The organism is Halopseudomonas maritima, from assembly GCF_021545785.1.
GTDB lineage: Bacteria > Pseudomonadota > Gammaproteobacteria > Pseudomonadales > Pseudomonadaceae > Halopseudomonas > Halopseudomonas maritima.
Genome location: NZ_CP079801.1, coordinates 1,218,632 through 1,236,506, shown reverse-complemented (window position 1 = coordinate 1,236,506; position 17,875 = coordinate 1,218,632). Strand labels below are relative to the sequence as shown.

The 17,875-nt window shown below is 62.6% G+C and carries 12 protein-coding genes; 5 read left to right on the top strand and 7 right to left on the bottom strand.

Annotated features, from left to right (window positions below; all coding sequences use genetic code 11):
* Positions 1-9 precede the first annotated feature (9 nt).
* From HV822_RS05670 to HV822_RS05640, 7 genes are all read right to left on the bottom strand, one after another.
* Positions 10-1,671 (bottom strand): EAL domain-containing protein, encoded by a 1,662-nt coding sequence (locus HV822_RS05670; protein WP_238872780.1) that lies wholly within the window; start codon positions 1,669-1,671, stop codon positions 10-12.
* Between the two features lie 231 nt (positions 1,672-1,902).
* Positions 1,903-3,741 (bottom strand): dihydroxy-acid dehydratase, encoded by a 1,839-nt coding sequence (gene ilvD, locus HV822_RS05665; protein WP_238872779.1) that lies wholly within the window; start codon positions 3,739-3,741, stop codon positions 1,903-1,905.
* A gap of 317 nt (positions 3,742-4,058) precedes the next feature.
* Complete coding sequence (locus tag HV822_RS05660; protein ID WP_238872778.1) at positions 4,059-5,363, bottom strand: OprD family porin; 1,305 nt, start codon at positions 5,361-5,363, stop codon at positions 4,059-4,061.
* A 162-nt stretch (positions 5,364-5,525) separates the two neighbouring features.
* Positions 5,526-6,809: an amino-acid N-acetyltransferase gene (gene argA, locus HV822_RS05655; protein WP_238872777.1), complete on the bottom strand. Its 1,284-nt coding sequence runs from the start codon at positions 6,807-6,809 to the stop codon at positions 5,526-5,528.
* A gap of 72 nt (positions 6,810-6,881) precedes the next feature.
* Positions 6,882-8,045 carry an acetylornithine deacetylase gene (gene argE / locus HV822_RS05650; protein WP_238872776.1) on the bottom strand — a complete coding sequence of 388 codons (1,164 nt, stop codon included), beginning with the start codon at positions 8,043-8,045 and terminating at the stop codon, positions 6,882-6,884.
* Between the two features lie 84 nt (positions 8,046-8,129).
* Complete coding sequence (locus HV822_RS05645) at positions 8,130-9,389, bottom strand: inorganic phosphate transporter (protein ID WP_238872775.1); 1,260 nt, start codon at positions 9,387-9,389, stop codon at positions 8,130-8,132.
* A gap of 87 nt (positions 9,390-9,476) precedes the next feature.
* A complete protein-coding gene (locus tag HV822_RS05640; RefSeq protein ID WP_238872774.1) occupies positions 9,477-10,154 on the bottom strand; it encodes a TIGR00153 family protein in 678 nt (225 codons plus the stop codon).
* Positions 10,155-10,281: 127 nt separating this feature from the next.
* Here HV822_RS05640 and HV822_RS05635 point away from each other — a divergent pair, with 127 nt between their 5' ends.
* From HV822_RS05635 to HV822_RS05615, 5 genes are all read left to right on the top strand, one after another.
* A complete protein-coding gene (locus HV822_RS05635) occupies positions 10,282-11,685 on the top strand; it encodes a CYTH domain-containing protein (RefSeq protein ID WP_238872773.1) in 1,404 nt (467 codons plus the stop codon).
* A 37-nt stretch (positions 11,686-11,722) separates the two neighbouring features.
* A complete protein-coding gene (locus HV822_RS05630; RefSeq protein WP_238872772.1) occupies positions 11,723-13,522 on the top strand; it encodes a GspE/PulE family protein in 1,800 nt (599 codons plus the stop codon).
* Positions 13,523-13,756: 234 nt separating this feature from the next.
* Positions 13,757-16,051 carry a catecholate siderophore receptor Fiu gene (locus tag HV822_RS05625; protein WP_238872771.1) on the top strand — a complete coding sequence of 765 codons (2,295 nt, stop codon included), beginning with the start codon at positions 13,757-13,759 and terminating at the stop codon, positions 16,049-16,051.
* A 171-nt stretch (positions 16,052-16,222) separates the two neighbouring features.
* The gene (locus tag HV822_RS05620) at positions 16,223-16,903 is read left to right on the top strand and encodes a Fe2+-dependent dioxygenase (RefSeq protein ID WP_238872770.1); all 681 of its coding nucleotides are present in this window, start codon (positions 16,223-16,225) and stop codon (positions 16,901-16,903) included.
* A gap of 61 nt (positions 16,904-16,964) precedes the next feature.
* Complete coding sequence (locus HV822_RS05615) at positions 16,965-17,807, top strand: 23S rRNA (adenine(2030)-N(6))-methyltransferase RlmJ (RefSeq protein WP_238872769.1); 843 nt, start codon at positions 16,965-16,967, stop codon at positions 17,805-17,807.
* Positions 17,808-17,875 lie beyond the last annotated feature (68 nt).

The window sequence follows — 17,875 nt, the reverse complement described above, 5'->3', positions numbered from 1 at the left end:
CACAGGGTGTCAGTGCAGGGCGTTCTGCTTGATCAGCTCTTCGAACGGACGCGGATGTCCAATCCAGTAACCCTGCAGCAAGGTGCCGCCCCAGCGTGACAGCTGCTCGGCAACGCGCCCATCTTCGATGTAGTTGGCCGCTACCTGTTTGTTCATTTGGCGCGACAGTGTGATCAGGCTCTGCAGGTAGGCACCGTGTTCCTCTCCCTTGCTGCCGACCAGCTCGCGGCTGTCGAGCTTCACGCCGGTGATCGGTAGCCGGCTCAGGTAACCGAGTGCGCCATATTCCGAGCCAAAGTGATCCAGCCAGATTTCCACGCCCAGGGCGCGCAGTGCCTGACACAGCTTGCTAGCCTGGTGGGCGTGCTTGAGCAGGGTGTCTTCGCGCAGTTCCAGCTGGATCATCTGCGGTGGTACCCGGCTGCGCTCAAGCAGTTGCTTTAGTTGCTCGGCAAAGCGTGGCTGCTTGAGTTCGCGGTCGCTGAGGTTGATCGATAGCCGGCACTGGATGCCGACGTCCAGCCATTGCCTGACGGCCTCCAGCGCCTGCCCGATCACCCAATGGCCCATCGGCAGGATCAGGCCGCTGTGCTCGGCCAGCTTGAGAAAAGCGTCGGGCGTCAGCAGGCCGAGCTGCGGGTGCTGCCAGCGCAGCAAGGCTTCCCAGGACACGGTGTCGCCGTTGCGGGTGTCGACAATCGGTTGATAGTGCAGGCGGAACTGGCCTTCCAGCAGGCCGTGGCGCAGGCCCTGCTCAATATCCAGATTGTGCCGGGTGGCGGCGTCTTTTTGCGGGTTGAAGAACGCGTAGCCGTTGCGGCCGTTGGCCTTGGCGCGGTACAGCGCCTGATCGGCATGCTGCAGCAACTCGGCGGCGGTGGCGCCGTGGCTGGGGTAGGTGGCAATACCCACGCTGGCCGAAACCAGCAGGTGGTGGCCGCTGAGCGTGACCGGCTCGCTCAGAGCGTGAATGATCTTACTGGCAATCAGGGCGGCGTCGTTGGGGTCGTGCAGGTCGTTGAGCAGGGCGACAAACTCGTCGCCGCCGATCCGTGCAATCAGGTCATCCTGGCGCATGGTGCGGCGCAGCCGGTTGGCAATCACCGCCAGTAGGAGATCGCCCAGGCCATGACCAAAGCTGTCGTTGATCTGCTTGAAATAGTCCAGATCGATATACAGCAGCGCAAAGCCGGTCGGGCTGCGCTGGCCGCGCAGGATCATGCGATCCAGCTCGGCTTCAAGCAAGGCGCGGTTGCCAAGTCCGGTCAGCGGGTCCTGGCGGGCCATCTCCATGAGCTTGCGCCCGCTGCTGCGGCGCCGTTCGGCGTTGATCAGGGCACGCTGCAGCGCGTCGCTGCTGAGGCTGTCGCGCGGCAACACGTCGTCGGCGCCTTCGGCGATGGCGCCACTGTCGCGTTCGGCGTTGGCGTCATCACTGATCAGCAGAAACAGGGTGTTCTCTGCTGCGCGTTTGGCTTCATTGAGCAGGTTGAGATCGTTGGGCAGCAGGCAGGCGCTGTAGGGCTGTCGGCCCAGGCGTGAGACTGCCTCACGCGGGCTGGTGCAAATTTCCACCTGAGCGTGTGGCGAAGAGTCGCGACAAAGCCCGAGCAGTTGCTCGCGCTTGGCGGGATTGCTTTCAACCAGCAGTATCGTGCGTGCGGGATCCATGAAGCGTGCTCAGTTGTTGGAGCTTATTGCCGTCCATGCACAAATTGTTGACGGCTGTATGTTAACGCCGTCACGCTTTTGCGGCACCTCTATGGATGGTTCAAAGGCACAAATCTCCGACCAGCGGTATGGCGATTTGCCTTTAGTGTCAAGGTAATGGCTTGAATTGTGCGGGGCGTGGGTGTATGCCGGAAAGTTGGCGCAGGGGCGGGCGCCCCTGCGCGGCAGAACTTATCCGTCGAGCATCGCCTTGTCACGTACGCCGCCTTTGTCGGCGCTGGTGGCCAGCAGGGCGTAGGCCTTGAGTGCGGTGCTGACCTTGCGCGGGCGCGACAGGGCCGGCTTCCAGCCCTTGGCGTCTTGTGCCGCGCGGCGGGCAGCCAGCTCCTCGTCAGAGACCAGCAGGTTGATGCTGCGGTTGGGGATGTCGATCAGCACCTTGTCACCGTCCTGCACCAGACCGATGGCGCCGCCTGCGGCCGCTTCCGGCGAGGCGTGGCCGATGGACAGGCCTGAGGTGCCGCCGGAGAAGCGGCCGTCGGTCAGCAGGGCGCACTCCTTGCCCAGGCCCTTGGATTTCAGGTAGCTGGTGGGGTAGAGCATTTCCTGCATGCCCGGACCGCCTTTCGGGCCTTCATAGCGGATGATCACGATGTCGCCAGCCTTGACCTCATCGTTAAGGATGCCTTTGACGGCGGTGTCCTGGCTTTCGAAGATCTTGGCGTTGCCCTCGAACACATGGATGGACTCGTCGACACCGGCGGTTTTCACCACGCAGCCGTCCAGCGCAATGTTGCCGTACAGTACCGCCAGACCGCCTTCCTTCGAGTAGGCGTGCTCGACGCTGCGGATACAGCCTTCGGCGCGGTCGTCATCCAGGGTGTCCCAACGGGTGCTCTGGCTGAATGCGGTCTGGGTCGGGATGCCGGCCGGACCTGCGCGGAAGAAGGTATGGACGGCTTCGTCGCTGGTCTGGGTGATGTCCCACTGGGCGATGGCATCGGCCATGCTGCGACTGTGGACGGTGCTGACGTCGGTATGCAGCAGACCGCCACGCGCCAGCGAGCCGAGGATGCTGAAAATGCCGCCGGCACGGTGCACGTCTTCCATGTGGTACTTCTGGATGTTCGGCGCAACCTTGCACAGCTGCGGCACCTTGCGCGACAGTCGGTCGATGTCGCGCAGGTCAAAGTCGACCTCGGCTTCCTGGGCGGCGGCCAGCAGGTGCAGGATGGTGTTGGTGGAGCCACCCATGGCGATATCCAGCGTCATGGCATTTTCAAACGCCTTGAAGTTGGCGATGTTGCGCGGCAGCACGCTGTCGTCGCCTTCGGCGTAGTAGCGCTTGCACAGCTCGACAACGGTGCGGCCGGCGCGCAGGAAGAGCTGTTCCCGGTCGCTGTGGGTGGCCAGGGTCGAGCCGTTGCCGGGCAGCGACAGGCCGAGGGCTTCGGTCAGGCAGTTCATCGAGTTGGCGGTGAACATGCCGGAGCAGCTGCCGCAGGTGGGGCAGGCGCTGCGTTCGTATTCTTCTACTTTCTCGTCTGAGCAACTGTCGTCAGCGGCAACCACCATGGCATCAACCAGGTCCAGGCCGTGGTTGGCCAGCTTGGTCTTGCCGGCTTCCATCGGGCCGCCGGAAACGAAGACCACCGGGATGTTCAGGCGCAGGGCTGCCATCAGCATGCCGGGGGTGATCTTGTCGCAGTTGGAGATGCAGACAATGGCGTCAGCGCAGTGGGCGTTGACCATGTACTCGACCGAGTCGGCGATGATTTCGCGGCTGGGCAGCGAGTACAGCATGCCGTCGTGGCCCATGGCGATGCCGTCGTCGACCGCGATGGTGTTGAATTCCTTGGCGACACCGCCGGCCTTTTCGATTTCCCGTGCGACCAGCTGACCCAGATCCTTCAGGTGTACGTGGCCGGGCACGAACTGGGTGAAGGAGTTGGCGATGGCGATGATCGGCTTCTTGAAGTCTTCGTCCTTCATGCCGGTGGCGCGCCACAGGGCGCGTGCGCCGGCCATGTTGCGGCCGAAGGTGGAGGTTTTCGAGCGGTAATCAGGCATGACGGACTTCTCATTGTGTAGTGCAGACAGGCAAGCATACCAATTCACTGCAAGCCATGCAGTAGGCGGCGGCGCCTGGGTAGGCTGTATAGGTGTTTATGGAATACAAAAAATCAAAAAATAGTATTTTTGGTTATATTTGGCCTGGCCTAGTATCACTCCGTCGGACACGGCTGTGTCCTCGAATGGAGTCCCGGAGTGTCTACCATGAGCGCTCAGAATACCCTCAGCCTGCGGGTTGACGGTCAAGCCGCGTCCGCACGCTGAGGAAATCTGCCCCACCTGCTGAAGAGGGGGTGGCCGGCCTGGCTGGCGCCTTAGCGCAGTGCGAAGCTGTAACTGAGGATGGCGCGTACTTCGTCGATATCGCGCTGGCCGGCAACCTCGCTGCGCAGGCTGGCGTGACGCAGGGAGATGCCCAGATCCTTCAGGTAGCCGCTTTGCACCTTGTAGTCCACGCGCAGGTCGCGCTCCCACTCGCTGTCGGCGCCGGCGACGGCGCTGTCCACGTCGGTGCCGCGCAGGTAGCTGGCGGTCGCCTTCAGGCCCGGTAGGCCGGCTGCGGCAAAATCGTAGCCGTAACGGGCCAGCCAGGTACGCTCACCGGCACGCTGGAACTTGCCGATCTGCGAGTCGGTGATCAGGTACGCGGTAGCACCGTCACCGTTGTTGATGAACGGGAAGTTGCTCTTGCCGCTGAGGTGCTGATAACCCAGGCCAAGGCTGTGGCCGCTTTGGCTGAAGGTGAACAGGGCGCTGGCGGCGCGGTTGTCGACCTCACCGTTGTTGTTGAAGCCGCTGGCGCCATACCCGGCTCGCTGATCATCGTTGGCGCCGTGGGCGTTGCTGTCGAAGTAGCGCAGGTCGGTGGTCAGCGCGCCGCCGCCCAGGGCCAGATTGTGTACTGCGCCCAGGTAGTGCTGGCGGTAGTAGTCCTTCAGCTCGGCAAAGTAGTAAGAGGTGGTCAGGTTCTCGGTCAGGGCATAGTCGCCACCGGCGTAGCGGAAGCGGTCAACGCGCGCGGTGCCGCCGGCAATGCGCAGGTCGTCGTAGTTGCTGGAGATGCGGCCGCTGGCCTCGCGAATTTCACCGAGGGTCAGCTTGAGGTCGTCGATGTCGCTGGAGCTGACCTGCGCGCCGCGGAAGGTTTGTGGCAGCAGGCGACCGTCGTTGTAGGTCAGCACCGGCAGTTTGGGTTGCAGTACGCCGTAGCGCAGCTCGGTTTCGGAAACGCGTGCTTTGGCGGCAAAGTCGATGCGGCTGAACTCGTTGACGGCGCTGCCGTCGCTGTCCAGCGGGAAGACGATGCCGGGGTTGCGGCTGCGGTCGGCCTTGGTGGTGCGTCCGCCCGAGTCCAGGCGAATACCCAACTGGGCCAGCGCATCCAGACCAAAGCCGATGGGGCCGTCGGTGTAGCCAGACTGGAAGTTGAGGACGAAGCCCTGGCCCCATTCCTCGCCGTAGGACGGTGCAGCGTTGCCACTGCGGTTGTCCTGGTTGATATAGAAGTTGCGGGTATCCAGGGTTGCTTTACTGTCAGCTACGAAACCGCTGGCCTGAGTAGTTTGGGACAGGCCGAGCAGGGCGACAGCAACAGCGCCGGCAAGAGGGGTGTAACGCATGGGGAGGCTCCGTAAACAAGACGACAGGCATGACAGCATCGCCGCCTGGGGCTGGCGCAATGGGTCAAGCCACCCGGGGGATGTCGGCTTGTAACATAAATGAAATGTTTGGCTTCAAGAAGGAATAAAAGGTTATTTATTTATTCCTTCTTGCGGGGGCGCTTACAGGCTTTTTTCGAACACCTTGGAGTTGCGCTGGAAGTTATACAGTTCGGCGCGCTTGGCCGGCAGGCGCTCGACGCTGCTGGGCACAAAGCCCCGTTCGCGGAACCAGTGCGCGGTGCGGGTGGTGAGCACAAACAGAGTGTCGATCTTCAGGCTGCGCGCCTGGCTTTCTATGTGCTGCAGCAGTTGGTCGCCGCGTCCGCCCTGGCGGTAGGTCGGGTCGATGGCGACACAGGCCAGCTCGGCGGCGCTGGAGCCTTCGAGCGGGTAGAGCGCGGCGCAGCCGATGATGCGACCGTCGCGCTCGATCAGGGTGAACTGACTGATCTCGGTCTCCAGTACCTCCCGCGAGCGGCGCACTAGAATGCCGGCTTCTTCCAGCGGGCGCAGTAATTCGAGCAGGCCGCTGACGTCATCAATGGTGGCGCCGCGCACCTGTTCAAAGGCTTCCTGGCTGACCAGAGTACCGCCGCCGTCGCGGGTGAACAGCTCGGTCAGCAGGGCGCCGTCCTCGGCAAAGCTGACAATGTGGCTGCGCCGCACGCCCGCGTTGCTGGCCTTGCAGGCGGCCTGCAGCAGGTTGCCCGGCAGACTGTTGCCCAGTTGCTGCAACAGCGGTGCGGCGCGAGTGGGTTTGAGTTCGCGCAGCAGCTCACCTTGCTCGTTGCGAATGCCGGCATCTTCGCCAAACAGGACCAGCTTGTCGGCACTCAGGGCAACGGCCACGCTGGTGGCAACGTCTTCACAGGCCAGATTGAACACCTCGCCAGTGGGGGAGTAGCCGACACTGGACAGCAGCACAATGTCTTGCTCGTCCAGGTGACGTGTGATCGCCTTGCGGTCGATGCGCCGCACCTCGCCGGTGTGGTGAAAGTCCACACCATCAACCACGCCAATCGGTTTGGCGGTGACCAGGTTGCCGCCAACCACGCGCAGCCGGCTACCCGATTGCTGGGTGCACAGCTGGGCCTCAATGGCGATGCGCAGACTGCCGACAGCGTCGATCACGCAGCCGAGCGTATCCAGGTCGGTCACGCGCAGATCGTTGTGATAGCGCGACTGCACGCCGCGCGCGGCCAGTCGGTCTTCAATCTGTGGGCGCGAACCGTGCACCAGCACCAAGCGCACGCCCAGGCTGCTGAGCAGCATGATGTCGTGGATGATGTTGTTGAAGTTGGCATGCACCATGGCTTCGCCCGGCAGCATCAGCACGAAAGTGCAGTCACGATGCTGGTTGATGTAGGGCGTGGAGTGGCGGAACCAGTTGACGTAGTCGAGCATGCGCGGTGTTCCAGGCAAAAGAGCTATTTAACGGTGTTTGCGGCGCCGGCGGCAAGCCGCCGTGTGGTGGAATCAATCAGTGCTGCTATGTTGCAGGCAGAATCGGCGGATCAGCCCTTGCAGCACGTCTATCGTAGGCTGCAGGCGGTCCATGGCGAGAAACTCGTCCGGCTGATGCGCCTGGGCGATGTCGCCAGGGCCAAGAATCAGGGTCTGCGCGCCGAGCTGATTCAGGTATGGGCCTTCGGTGGCAAAGGCGACGGCCTCGGCTCGGTAGCCGGTCAGGGTTTCACAGGCCTGCACGATAGGTGCGTTGTCCGCTGTTTCAAAGGCCGGCACACCCGGGAAGAGCGGTTGATAGTCGATTTGCACCTGATGCTCGGCAGCAATCGGCACCAGGCGCTCACGAATGGCCGCGCGCAGGTCATCGCTGTCCATGCCGGGCAGTGGGCGGATATCAAACTCCAAGGCGCATTTGGCGCAAATGCGGTTGGGGTTGTCGCCGCCGTGGATACAGCCCAGGTTCAGCGTTGGCGTGGGCACGCCGAACAGCGGATTGTTCCAGCGTTTCTGCCAGTCGCCGCGCAGCTGCAACAGGTTGCCGATCACCGCGTGCATGGCCTCCATGGCGCTGTGGCCCAGGCTCGGATCGGAGGAGTGGCCGGCCTGCCCGAGGATATCGATGCGCTCCATCAAAATGCCCTTGTGCAGGCGGATCGGCCGCATGCCGGTCGGTTCGCCGATGACCGCGTGGCGCGCGCCCAGCAGGTCCGCCTCGACCAGCGCACGGGCACCGCTCATGGAGCATTCTTCGTCGGCGGTTGCGAGGATGATCAGCGGTTGTTTGAACGGCTGATCGGCATAGGCCTTGACCGCCTCGATGATCAGCGGGAAGAAGCCTTTCATGTCGCAGCTGCCCAGACCGTACCAGCGGTTGTTTTTCTCGGTCAGGGCGAACGGGTCGCTCTGCCAGCGCTCCGGGTTACAGGGCACGGTATCGGTGTGGCCGGCCAGTACCAGGCCGCCGGGCCCGCTACCCAGCGCGGCAATCAGATTGGCCTTGCCGGGCTGGCCGGGAATCGGCTGAATGCGGCAACTGAATCCCAGTGTCTCAAACCAGCTCGCGAGCTGCTCCACGACCGCCAGATTGGACTGGTCCAGCGCCGGTTGGGTACAGCTGATGGAAGGCAGTTTGAGCAGCGCGTCGAATTGCGCCTTGAGCGGTGGCAGGGCCATGACAACTCCGTGGACCGGGATTGCCCGCCAGCAGGCGGGCAATCGATTGATGTCCTCTGAGCTTACGCGCCGGGCGCGATGACGTCAGCCGAAAATGCTGGTGAGGATAAAGAAGTAAATGATGGCCAGGAAGGCGCCAGCCGGCAGGGTGACCACCCAAGAGGTAAAGATGGTGCCCACCACGCGCAGGTTCAGCGCACCGATACCGCGGGCCAGGCCCACGCCTAGCACGGCGCCCACCAGGGTGTGGGTGGTGGAGATGGGCAGGCCGATGCTGGAGGCACCGACGACGGTGGTGGCGGTTGCCAGCTCGGCGGCAAAGCCGCGGCTCGGGGTCAGCTCGGTGATGTGCTTGCCGATGGTGGCGATAACCCGGTAACCGTAGGTGGCCAGACCAACCACGATACCGACCGCCCCCAGCAGCAGCACCCAGCCCGGCACGACTGACTTGGCGGCGATATCACCACCGCTTTGCAGTACGCCGACAATTGCCGCCAGCGGCCCGACCGCGTTGGCTACATCGTTGGAGCCGTGGGCGAAGGCCATGGCGCAGGCGGTGAAGATCATCAGTACCGCAAACACCTTTTCTACGCTGGCGAAGTGGAAGGTGCGGTCAGCCTCGGGGTCAGCCTTGATGCGGCTCAGCAGACCCACGCCCAGAGAGGAGACAGCGACCCCGGCGAGCAGGGCCAGGCCCAGGCTTTCCAGGCCGGTGAGTTCCAGACCGATGTGCTTGAGGCCCTTAGTCAGCGTCAGGATGGTGACGACAAACCCGACCAGGAACATGTAGAAGGGTACGTAACGCTTGGCGTTGGCGAAGGGATCGTCGGTATCAAGGATCAGCTTGTGCACGCTGATAAAGATCATGAAGGCGACGATGCCGGAGAGCAGCGGTGAAATCACCCAGCTGGCGGCGATCGGAATGACGCCGTCCCAGTGCACCGCATCCATCGACACGCCAACCGCGCCGAAGCCAATAACGGCGCCAATGATCGAGTGCGTGGTAGACACCGGCCAGCCCTTGATGGAGGCCACCAGCAGCCAGGTGCCGGCCGCCAGGAGCGCGGCCATCATGCCGAATACCATCTGATCCGGGCTGATGGCTTCGGCGTCGACAATACCGCTGCGGATGGTCTGGGTGACCGAGCCGCCAGCAAGGTAGGCGCCGAGAAACTCGAACACCATGGCGACGATGATCGCCTGCTTGATGGTCAGTGCGCGGGAGCCTACCGAGGTGCCCATGGCGTTGGCGACGTCATTTGCGCCGACGCCCCAAGCCATGAAAAAACCGAACAGGCAGGCAAGAATCAGCAGTATGGTGCCGTATTCCGCAATCAGGGTCATATGTCACATTCTCTAAACGGGTGCATGGGCTGCCGACACCTGAAATCAAGCGTCGGCGGGCTTGCTGGTGGCCAGTCGGTCGCTTTCCTAGCGGGCCATCAGTAGTTCCAGGCGGTTACCCACGCGCTGGGCGCGGTCGGCAACGTCGCCAATCCATTCGATGATCTGGTACATGAACATGACGTCTACCGCTGGCAGGCCTTTCTCCAGTTGATACAGCTCCTGGCGCAGGCTGATCTGCATGTTGTCGGTATCGTGTTCAATGCGGTCGAGCTCCTCGATCAGGCGCTCGACCAGGGTAACTTCACGACCGGCAAAGCCGGTTTCCAGCAGCTCGTCCAGCTCGTTCATGGCAGTCAACGCCTGGGCTGCGGCGTCGATCGAGCGTGAGACAAAGGCTCTGAATGCGGGGAACAGCGGCGCCGGAATGACCATGCGGCGGCCCAGCATCAGGCCCGCGATATCCTTGGCGCGGTTGGCCACTTTGTCCTGTACACTGAGCAGCTCCAGCAGGTCCGAGCGCGGCACTGGTAGAAACAGGCTCTTGGGCAGGTGCACGCGCACGTCCTTCTTGAGCTTGTCAGCATCGCGTTCAAGCTGGGCGATGTGCTGCTGCAAGCGCGCTGCTTCGGCCCAGTCCTCGGCCTGCAGTGCTTCAATAAAGGGCAGCAGCTGCGCCGCACACTCGTGGGCCTTGGCGATATGTTGCTGCATGGGGCCAATCGGTGAACGACCGAACAGGGTGAGGAACGGATTGTTGGGCATGACGCCTCCCGCTGGAATTGAGGTCGCAAAGTATAGGTGCTGAGTTTGCAGCCGTCATCAGATTGAAAAGAAATGAACATTTTTGCGCGCTGGCGTTGACTGCCACCGTGCCGTTAGAGAATCGCACATGGTCAAGGAAACCGAAATCAAGTTGCGCGCCAGCGCCGAGAAGCTCGCCGCCCTGCAACAGCACCCGCTGCTGAATGCCCGCCGGCAGGGAGAGTGGCAACGTAGCACCCTGTTTAACCAGTATTTCGACACCGCCGCGCGTGACCTGAGCGCCGCGCGGGTAGCGTTGCGCCTGCGTCGTGACGGCGACACTTTCATTCAGACGCTGAAAAGCCGTGGCCAGAGCGTGGCCGGGTTGTCCGAGCGCAACGAGTGGGACTGGTACCTCAAGAGCGACCAGCTGGACCCGTCGCTGCTGGACGACAGCTGCTGGCCGGCCAGTCTGGCCGAGCTGGACAAGCAGCAGCTGCAACCGCTGTTTACCACTGACTTTGAGCGCACCCGCGCGCTGTTGCGCTGGGAGCGTGAAGGCGAACTGGTCGAAGTGGAAGCGGCGCTTGATAGCGGTGAGGTTCGCACGGACAGCGCGGCGGAGCCGATCAGCGAGCTGGAGCTGGAGATTCGCCAGGGGCCGGCGGTGGCATTGCTGGAGCTGGCGCTGGAGCTGACTCGCGACTTGCCGTTGATGCCCTGTGACATCTCCAAGGCCGAGCGTGGTTACCGCCTGTTTGATGCTGGCAGTTTCAGTCTGCGGCTGGAGCAGGCTCGCTGGCAGGCCGACACACCGGTCGATGAGGTGATCGGCGAGCTGGTCGGTCAACTGCTGGGGCGCGTGCAGCGTCTGGCCGAGCAGTACCGGCATACCCGCCAGTGGAAGCTGTTTCGTGAGCTGACCGCTGCGCTGGCCCAGTTGCGCGCCTGTTTCGGCGTGTTTGACCTGGCCCTGCCGCGCTCGGCGGCGAGCCCTTTTGTTGCGCCGCTGGATGCGCTGCTGGCGGCGTTTCAGCCGTTGGTGTTGGCTGGTTGGGCGGACGACGCCGACGGCGAAGCCGCTCGCCGTGAGGCCGAAGCGGTGTTTGATGCCCGGCTGGAGGATACGGCCTGGGGTACGCTCTTTGTTGAGCTGGCGCAGTGGTTGCTGGAGCAGCGCTGGACGCAGAACCGTCCGCCGCGCGGCGGCAAGATTGCCGCCCTGCCGCTGGAGCGCTGGCTACTGGCCGCCTGCGGCAAGGAAATTCAGGAGCTGAGGGTGCCACACAACAACGATGCGGCGCACCTGGTCAGCGAATGGCTGGATCAGTTGCCGCGCCTGGGGCGCCTGCAACTGCTGCTGGGGCATTTTCGGGCCTTTTTGCAGGTACCCGAGCCTGATCGCCTGTTTGGCGAGTTGAACAAGCTGCAGGCGCTGCTGGAGCAGTACCCGCAGGTGGCTGAAGAGCAGCGAGAGCTGTTGCTTGATGCGTTGCGCAAGCAGGGTGTGCGGGTGCGCAGACTCAACGGCTGGCGGGAACTCAACGGCTGAGTGGTGCCGAGTGCGATCTGAGTAAAGGGAGAGACACATGAAAACACTGGCCGACCTGGCAATTCCTGGCAGTGACAGACCGCTGGAACTGGGTGACTTTCTGCAGATGCTGGTGACCCAGCAACGCATGACTCAAGACAGCGCCGATCATCTGGTCAGCTTGCGCCGGGCCGCCGTGGGCGACACCGCTAAGCTGCATCCGCTGCAGTTTATCGCCGCGCAGGACGTTGAAGATGTGGCGCGACCTGGCAAAAAGCTTGATCTGGACACCCTTAGCCGCTGGCTGGCCCGCGAGAGTGGGCAGCCGTTTTTCCGCATTGATCCGCTAAAGATCAATGTCTCGGCGGTCACGCCACTGATGTCCTTCGCCTTTGCCCAACGCCACCGCATTCTGGCGGTGGAGGTGACTGATCGCGAGGTCACCATCGCCAGTGCCCAGCCCTTTGTACAGGGTTGGGAGGCGGACCTGCAGCATGTGCTCAAGCGCGATATCCGCCGGGTGATCGCCAACCCGGAAGACCTGCAGCGCTATTCGGTGGAGTTCTACCGCCTGGCCCGCTCGGTCACCGGCGCCAATGCAATCGACCAGAGGAACAGTGGTGTTGGCAACTTCGAGCAGTTGCTGAATCTGGGCAGCATGAGCCTGGAGCCGGATGCCAACGACGCCCACGTGGTCAATATCGTCGACTGGTTGTTTCAATACGCCTTTGAGCAACGCGCCAGTGATATTCATATCGAGCCGCGCCGCGAGAGCGGCAGCGTGCGGCTGCGCATTGATGGTGTGTTGCACACCGTTTACCAGTTCCCGCTGCAGGTCACCGTGGCGGTGGTTAGCCGGCTGAAAAGCCTGGGTCGCATGAACGTGGCTGAAAAGCGCAAGCCGCAGGACGGCCGCATCAAAACCCGCACGCCCAAGGGCAACGAAGTGGAATTGCGTCTGTCGACGCTGCCCACGGCCTTTGGCGAGAAGATGGTGATGCGGATCTTCGACCCCGACGTGCTGCTGCGCACCTTCGATCAGCTGGGTTTCTCTGCCGAAGATCAGCGCCGCTGGCAGCAGATGGTCAGTCAGCCCAACGGCATCGTGCTGGTGACCGGGCCAACCGGCTCCGGCAAAACCACCACGCTCTACACCACGCTTAAGCAGCTGGCCACGCCCGAGGTGAATGTCTGCACCATCGAAGACCCGATCGAGATGGTCGAGGACAGCTTCAACCAGATGCAGGTGCAGCACAATATTGAACTGAGCTTTGCCAGCGGCGTGCGCGCGCTGATGCGGCAAGACCCGGACATCATCATGGTGGGCGAGATCCGTGACCTGGAAACCGCCGAGATGGCGATTCAGGCCGCGCTGACCGGCCACCTGGTGCTCTCCACCCTGCACACCAATGACGCGCCCAGCGCCATCAGTCGTCTGATCGAGCTGGGTGTGGCCCCTTACCTGATCAAGGCGACGGTGCTCGGTGTCATGGCCCAACGCCTGGTGCGTACCCTTTGCCCGCACTGCCGTGCACCGGCGCCGGTCGATGAGGAGGCCTGGGCAGCGCTGACCAAACCCTGGAATGCGCCGCTGCCGACCCAGTCACGGCACGCTGCCGGTTGCCTGGAGTGTCGGGAAACCGGCTACCGTGGCCGCGCCGGGGTGTACGAGCTGATGCCGCTGAGCGATGGCATCAAAGGTCTGATTCACGGTGACACCGACCTGGGCCAGCTGCGCCGTCAGGCTTACAAGGAAGGCATGCACAGCCTGCGTTTGTCCGGCGCGCAGAAAGTGGGCGCCGGGCTGACAACCATCGAAGAAGTGCTGCGGGTGACGCCGCAGAGTCAGCAGGCCTGACCGGGCCGCGCTCGCCGCCGCGCATGGGAGTATGTGGGGTGGCGAGGCGCCTTCATCACCCCTTTTTTCGGCTTGTCGAGCGCGACGGTTGTGCGTGACCGGTGCCGCAAATCGGTGAAACATTTGCTCACAATACCCTTGAAGATGAGAAACCATCTCATTATTATCCGCAGCTGATTATAAATCAGGGGCGTGCTGACCCCTGAATCTGCTAGAGGAAAGGGTAGCTAAGCAATGCACAAATCTAAGTCGCCGTTCATTCGCGCAAGAAAGCATCGTCTGCAGCAACCGGTCGCCACCGCGGTCTCTTCGCTGCTGTTGTTGTCCGGTTCTGCCGTCGCGCAGCAAGCTTCCGAGGTTGTGGAGCTCGATGCCATTCAAATCGAGGGCGAAGCGTCCTCCTACCGGGCGGAGTCTGTCAGCTCCCCCAAATTTACCCAGCCGCTGCTGGATACGCCGCAGACCATCCAGGTCATCACCAACCAGGTGTTTACCGAGCAGGGCGCCACTACCCTGACCGAGGCGCTGCGCAACAGCGCGGGCGTGGGTACTTTCTATGCGGGTGAAAACGGCAACACCACCACCGGCGACTCTATTTACATGCGAGGGTTTGATACCTCCGGCAGCATCTTTGTGGATGGTGTGCGTGACATCGGCTCCATCTCGCGCGATCTGTTCAATATCGAGCAGGTTGAGGTGGAGAAAGGCCCGGCCGGCACCGATAGCGGCCGCAGTTCGCCGTCTGGCTCAATCAACCTGAGCACCAAACAAGCCAATCTGCGTGACTCCAACCTGGCCAGCGCTACCATGGGCACCGACGGCCAGAAGCGCGTCACAGCCGACTTGAACCAGACCCTGGATACGCTGCCCGGCAGTGCAGTGCGCCTCAACCTGCTGTGGCAGGACAGCGATGTTGCCGGCCGTGATCACGTCAACAACAGCCGCAACGGCATCGCGGCTTCCTTCGGGTTTGGGCTGGATACCGCTACGCGGGCCTACCTCAACCTGCTGTACGTCAAGCAGGACAACATTCCGGACGGTTATGTGCCAACGGTTGGCATTGACCACTGGAGCCCGCAGCCGGGGTTGGAAAACCTGGTGGACAACCCGGTCGACAGCGAAAACTTCTACGGCACCAAGCAGGACCACGACGATGTCACGGCCAAGATGGCCACCTTCCGTCTGGAGCATGACTTTTCCGACCGGGTGAAGCTGACCAACGTGCTGCGCTGGGGCGAGACCAAGCAAGACTACCTGCTGACCGCCTTTATGAGCACCGGCACCAATATCACCTATACCGATGCCAACGATCTGTCGAGTTACGTGCTGGCGCGTAGCCTGCCGACTTTCAAGGACATCGAGAACACCATCTTCACTGATCAGCTGAATTTGCGGGTCGACTTTCACACTGGCAGCATCGAGCACAATCTGCTGACTGGCGTCGAGTTGACCCGTGAAGAGCAGACCAAATACGGCGTCAGCTCCTCCGGCAGTCGTCCGGATGCCAATCTGTTCAACCCGAACTGGAACGACACCGGGGATCTGACCTACGGGCGCAATGGCGCCAACAGTGAAGGCTCGACCGATACCTATTCGCTGTATGTGTTCGATACCCTGAAGTTCGGTGAGCAGTTCCTGGTGTCCGGCGGCCTGCGGGCTGATCGCTATACCACCGAGTACAGCAATGACGCCATTTGTGGCGGCACCGGGCGTCGCGCCGTGCCCTGTGGCGCGCTGCCGACCGGCAGCATCGTCAACACCATCGACACCGATGACAGCGATACCCTGATCAACTGGAAGTTGGGCGCGGTGTACAAGCCGGTGCCGCAGACCAGTCTGTATATCAACTACGCGCTGTCCCAGCAGCCGCCGGGCGGTCTCAACTTCCAGCTCAGTGACTCCGCCACCAGCGCCAATAACCCGAGCATGGACCCGCAAGAAGCGCGCACCTATGAGGTTGGCGTGAAGTGGGACGCGGTGCCGGATGCCCTGACCCTGAACGCGGCGGTGTTCCGTACCGACGTCCTCAACGAAGTGAGCCGAGATGACCTGGGTAACCCGACGCAGGATGGCGAGAAGCGCGTGCAGGGCGTTGAGTTGTCGATGATTGGCAGCATTACGCCCAACTGGTCGGTCTCTGCCGGTTACACCTACCTGGATACCGAAGTGACCGAAGGCAATGCAATCACCGCCAACGGCTCCAGCGACCTGACCTACACGCCGGACAATGCCTTCACCAGCTGGACCACCTACCGCTTTCCGTCTGGCCTGACTGTGGGTGGCGGTGCGCGCTATACCGCCGGCCTGACCCGCGGCCGCGACGGCGCGGTGGGTACGCCCGATCACACCGATTCCTACACGGTGTTTGACGCGGTTGTGTCCTACCCAGTGTCGGACAACCTGTCGCTGCGCCTCAACGCCTATAACCTGGCCGACGAGGAATACGTTGCGGCCATCAACAAGAGTGGCTATCGCTACACCCCGGGTGCTGCGCGCACCTATCTGCTGAGCGCTGACATGAGCTTCTGAGCAGGGCGCCGGCCTCGGCCGGCGTGCAGCTGCATGTGTTGCAGTTGAGTTTTACCGGTGACACCCGCACTCTGCGGGTGTTGCTGCTTCCAGTCCTTGCTCAGGCTGAACCCGAGCGGCGCTGCCTGACAGCGTGAGCGTCAGCCCGAGCCAACAGCAGGTGAGCGAGTTATGTTGGTGCATATTCCCGAGGTGCTAAGCAAGGCCGAGGTGGCAGAGGTGCGTAAGCGCCTGGCCGCCGCCGACTGGGTGGATGGCCGCGCGACGGTCGGGCAGCAGGGGGCGGTGGTCAAGCGCAATCGCCAGTTGCCGGTCGATTCCCCCGTTGCCCGCGAGCTGGGCGAACTCATCCTCAAGCGACTTTACGCCACGCCCCTTTTCATGGCTGCGGCGCTGCCGCTGCGGTCGGTGCCACCTTTGTTCAGCATCTACAGCGGTGGCGAGCACTACGGCTTTCATGTTGATGGCGCGGTGCGTCAGTTGCCGTTCAATCAATTGAGTCTGCGTACCGATGTGTCTTCCACCTTGTTTCTCTCTGAACCGGAGGAGTACGACGGTGGCGAGCTGGAGGTGCAGGACACGTACGGGTGTCACGAGGTCAAGCTGCCGGCCGGCGACCTGATCCTGTATCCCTCCAGCAGTTTGCACCAGGTGACGCCGGTCACCCGCGGCGAGCGCGTGTGCAGCGTATTTTGGAGCCAGAGTATGGTGCGCTCCGATGCCCAGCGCTCCCAGCTGTATGACCTGGACACGACCATCCAGCAGTTGCGCGGCAAGCTGGGCGATTGTCCGGAAGTGCTGACCCTGACCGGTCACTACCATAACCTGCTGCGGCAGTGGGCTGAGGTGTAAGGCGTTTGCTCGCTGCTGTTAGAATGCCTGGCTTACCTCGAGCCAATCAGCAGAGCTGTCCATGAATTACCGCCACAGTTACCACGCCGGCAACCACGCCGATGTCTTCAAGCACGCTTTGCTGCGTCAGCTGTTAGTGCTGATGCAGCGCAAGGACACGCCGCTGTGCTGTCTGGACAGCCACGCCGGCACTGCCTTTTACGACCTGCTGGGAGAAGCCGCCGGCAAAACCGGTGAGTACGTTGAGGGCATTGGCCGACTCTGGGCGCGTGATGACTTGCCGTTGTGGCTGACTGACTATCGGGATGCGGTGGCGCGACACAACCCGGACGGCCAGCTGCGCTGGTATCCGGGTTCACCGCAGCTTATGGCCGAACTGCTGCGCGAGCAGGACCGCATGATTCTCAGCGAACTGCACCCCGAAGACGCCGATACCCTGCGACAGTATTTTGCGCCGCAACCCGACATTGCGGTGCATCAGCGCGATGGCTATGAGCTGCCCAAGGCGTTTTTGCCAGTAGTCGAAAAGCGCGCTCTCTGGCTGCTCGATCCCCCCTTTGAAAAAACCGATGACCTGCAACGCTGCGTAGCCGCGGTGCAGCAGGCGATTACGCGCATGCGTCAGACGGTGATTGCGATCTGGTATCCGATCAAGGATCAGCGGCTGCTCAAGGATTTCTATCAGGGCATCGCTGACAGTGGCGCGCCCAAGGCGCTGCGGGTCGAGCTAAATGTCCGTCCGGTCGACAACCAGTTGGGGCTGAACGGTTCGGGCATGATGCTGATTAATCCGCCGTGGCCGATCTGGGAGGAGCTGGAGCAGGTCTTGCCGTGGCTGAGCCAGGAGCTGGCGCAGGCCGGTGGCGGAAGCTGGCGAATGGACTGGCTCGCCGGCGCGCCCTGAGGTCAGGGCGCGCCGGGGCCGATTTGGCGTGGGGCGCGGCGTGCCGTGCCCGCCAAGATTACCGCGCG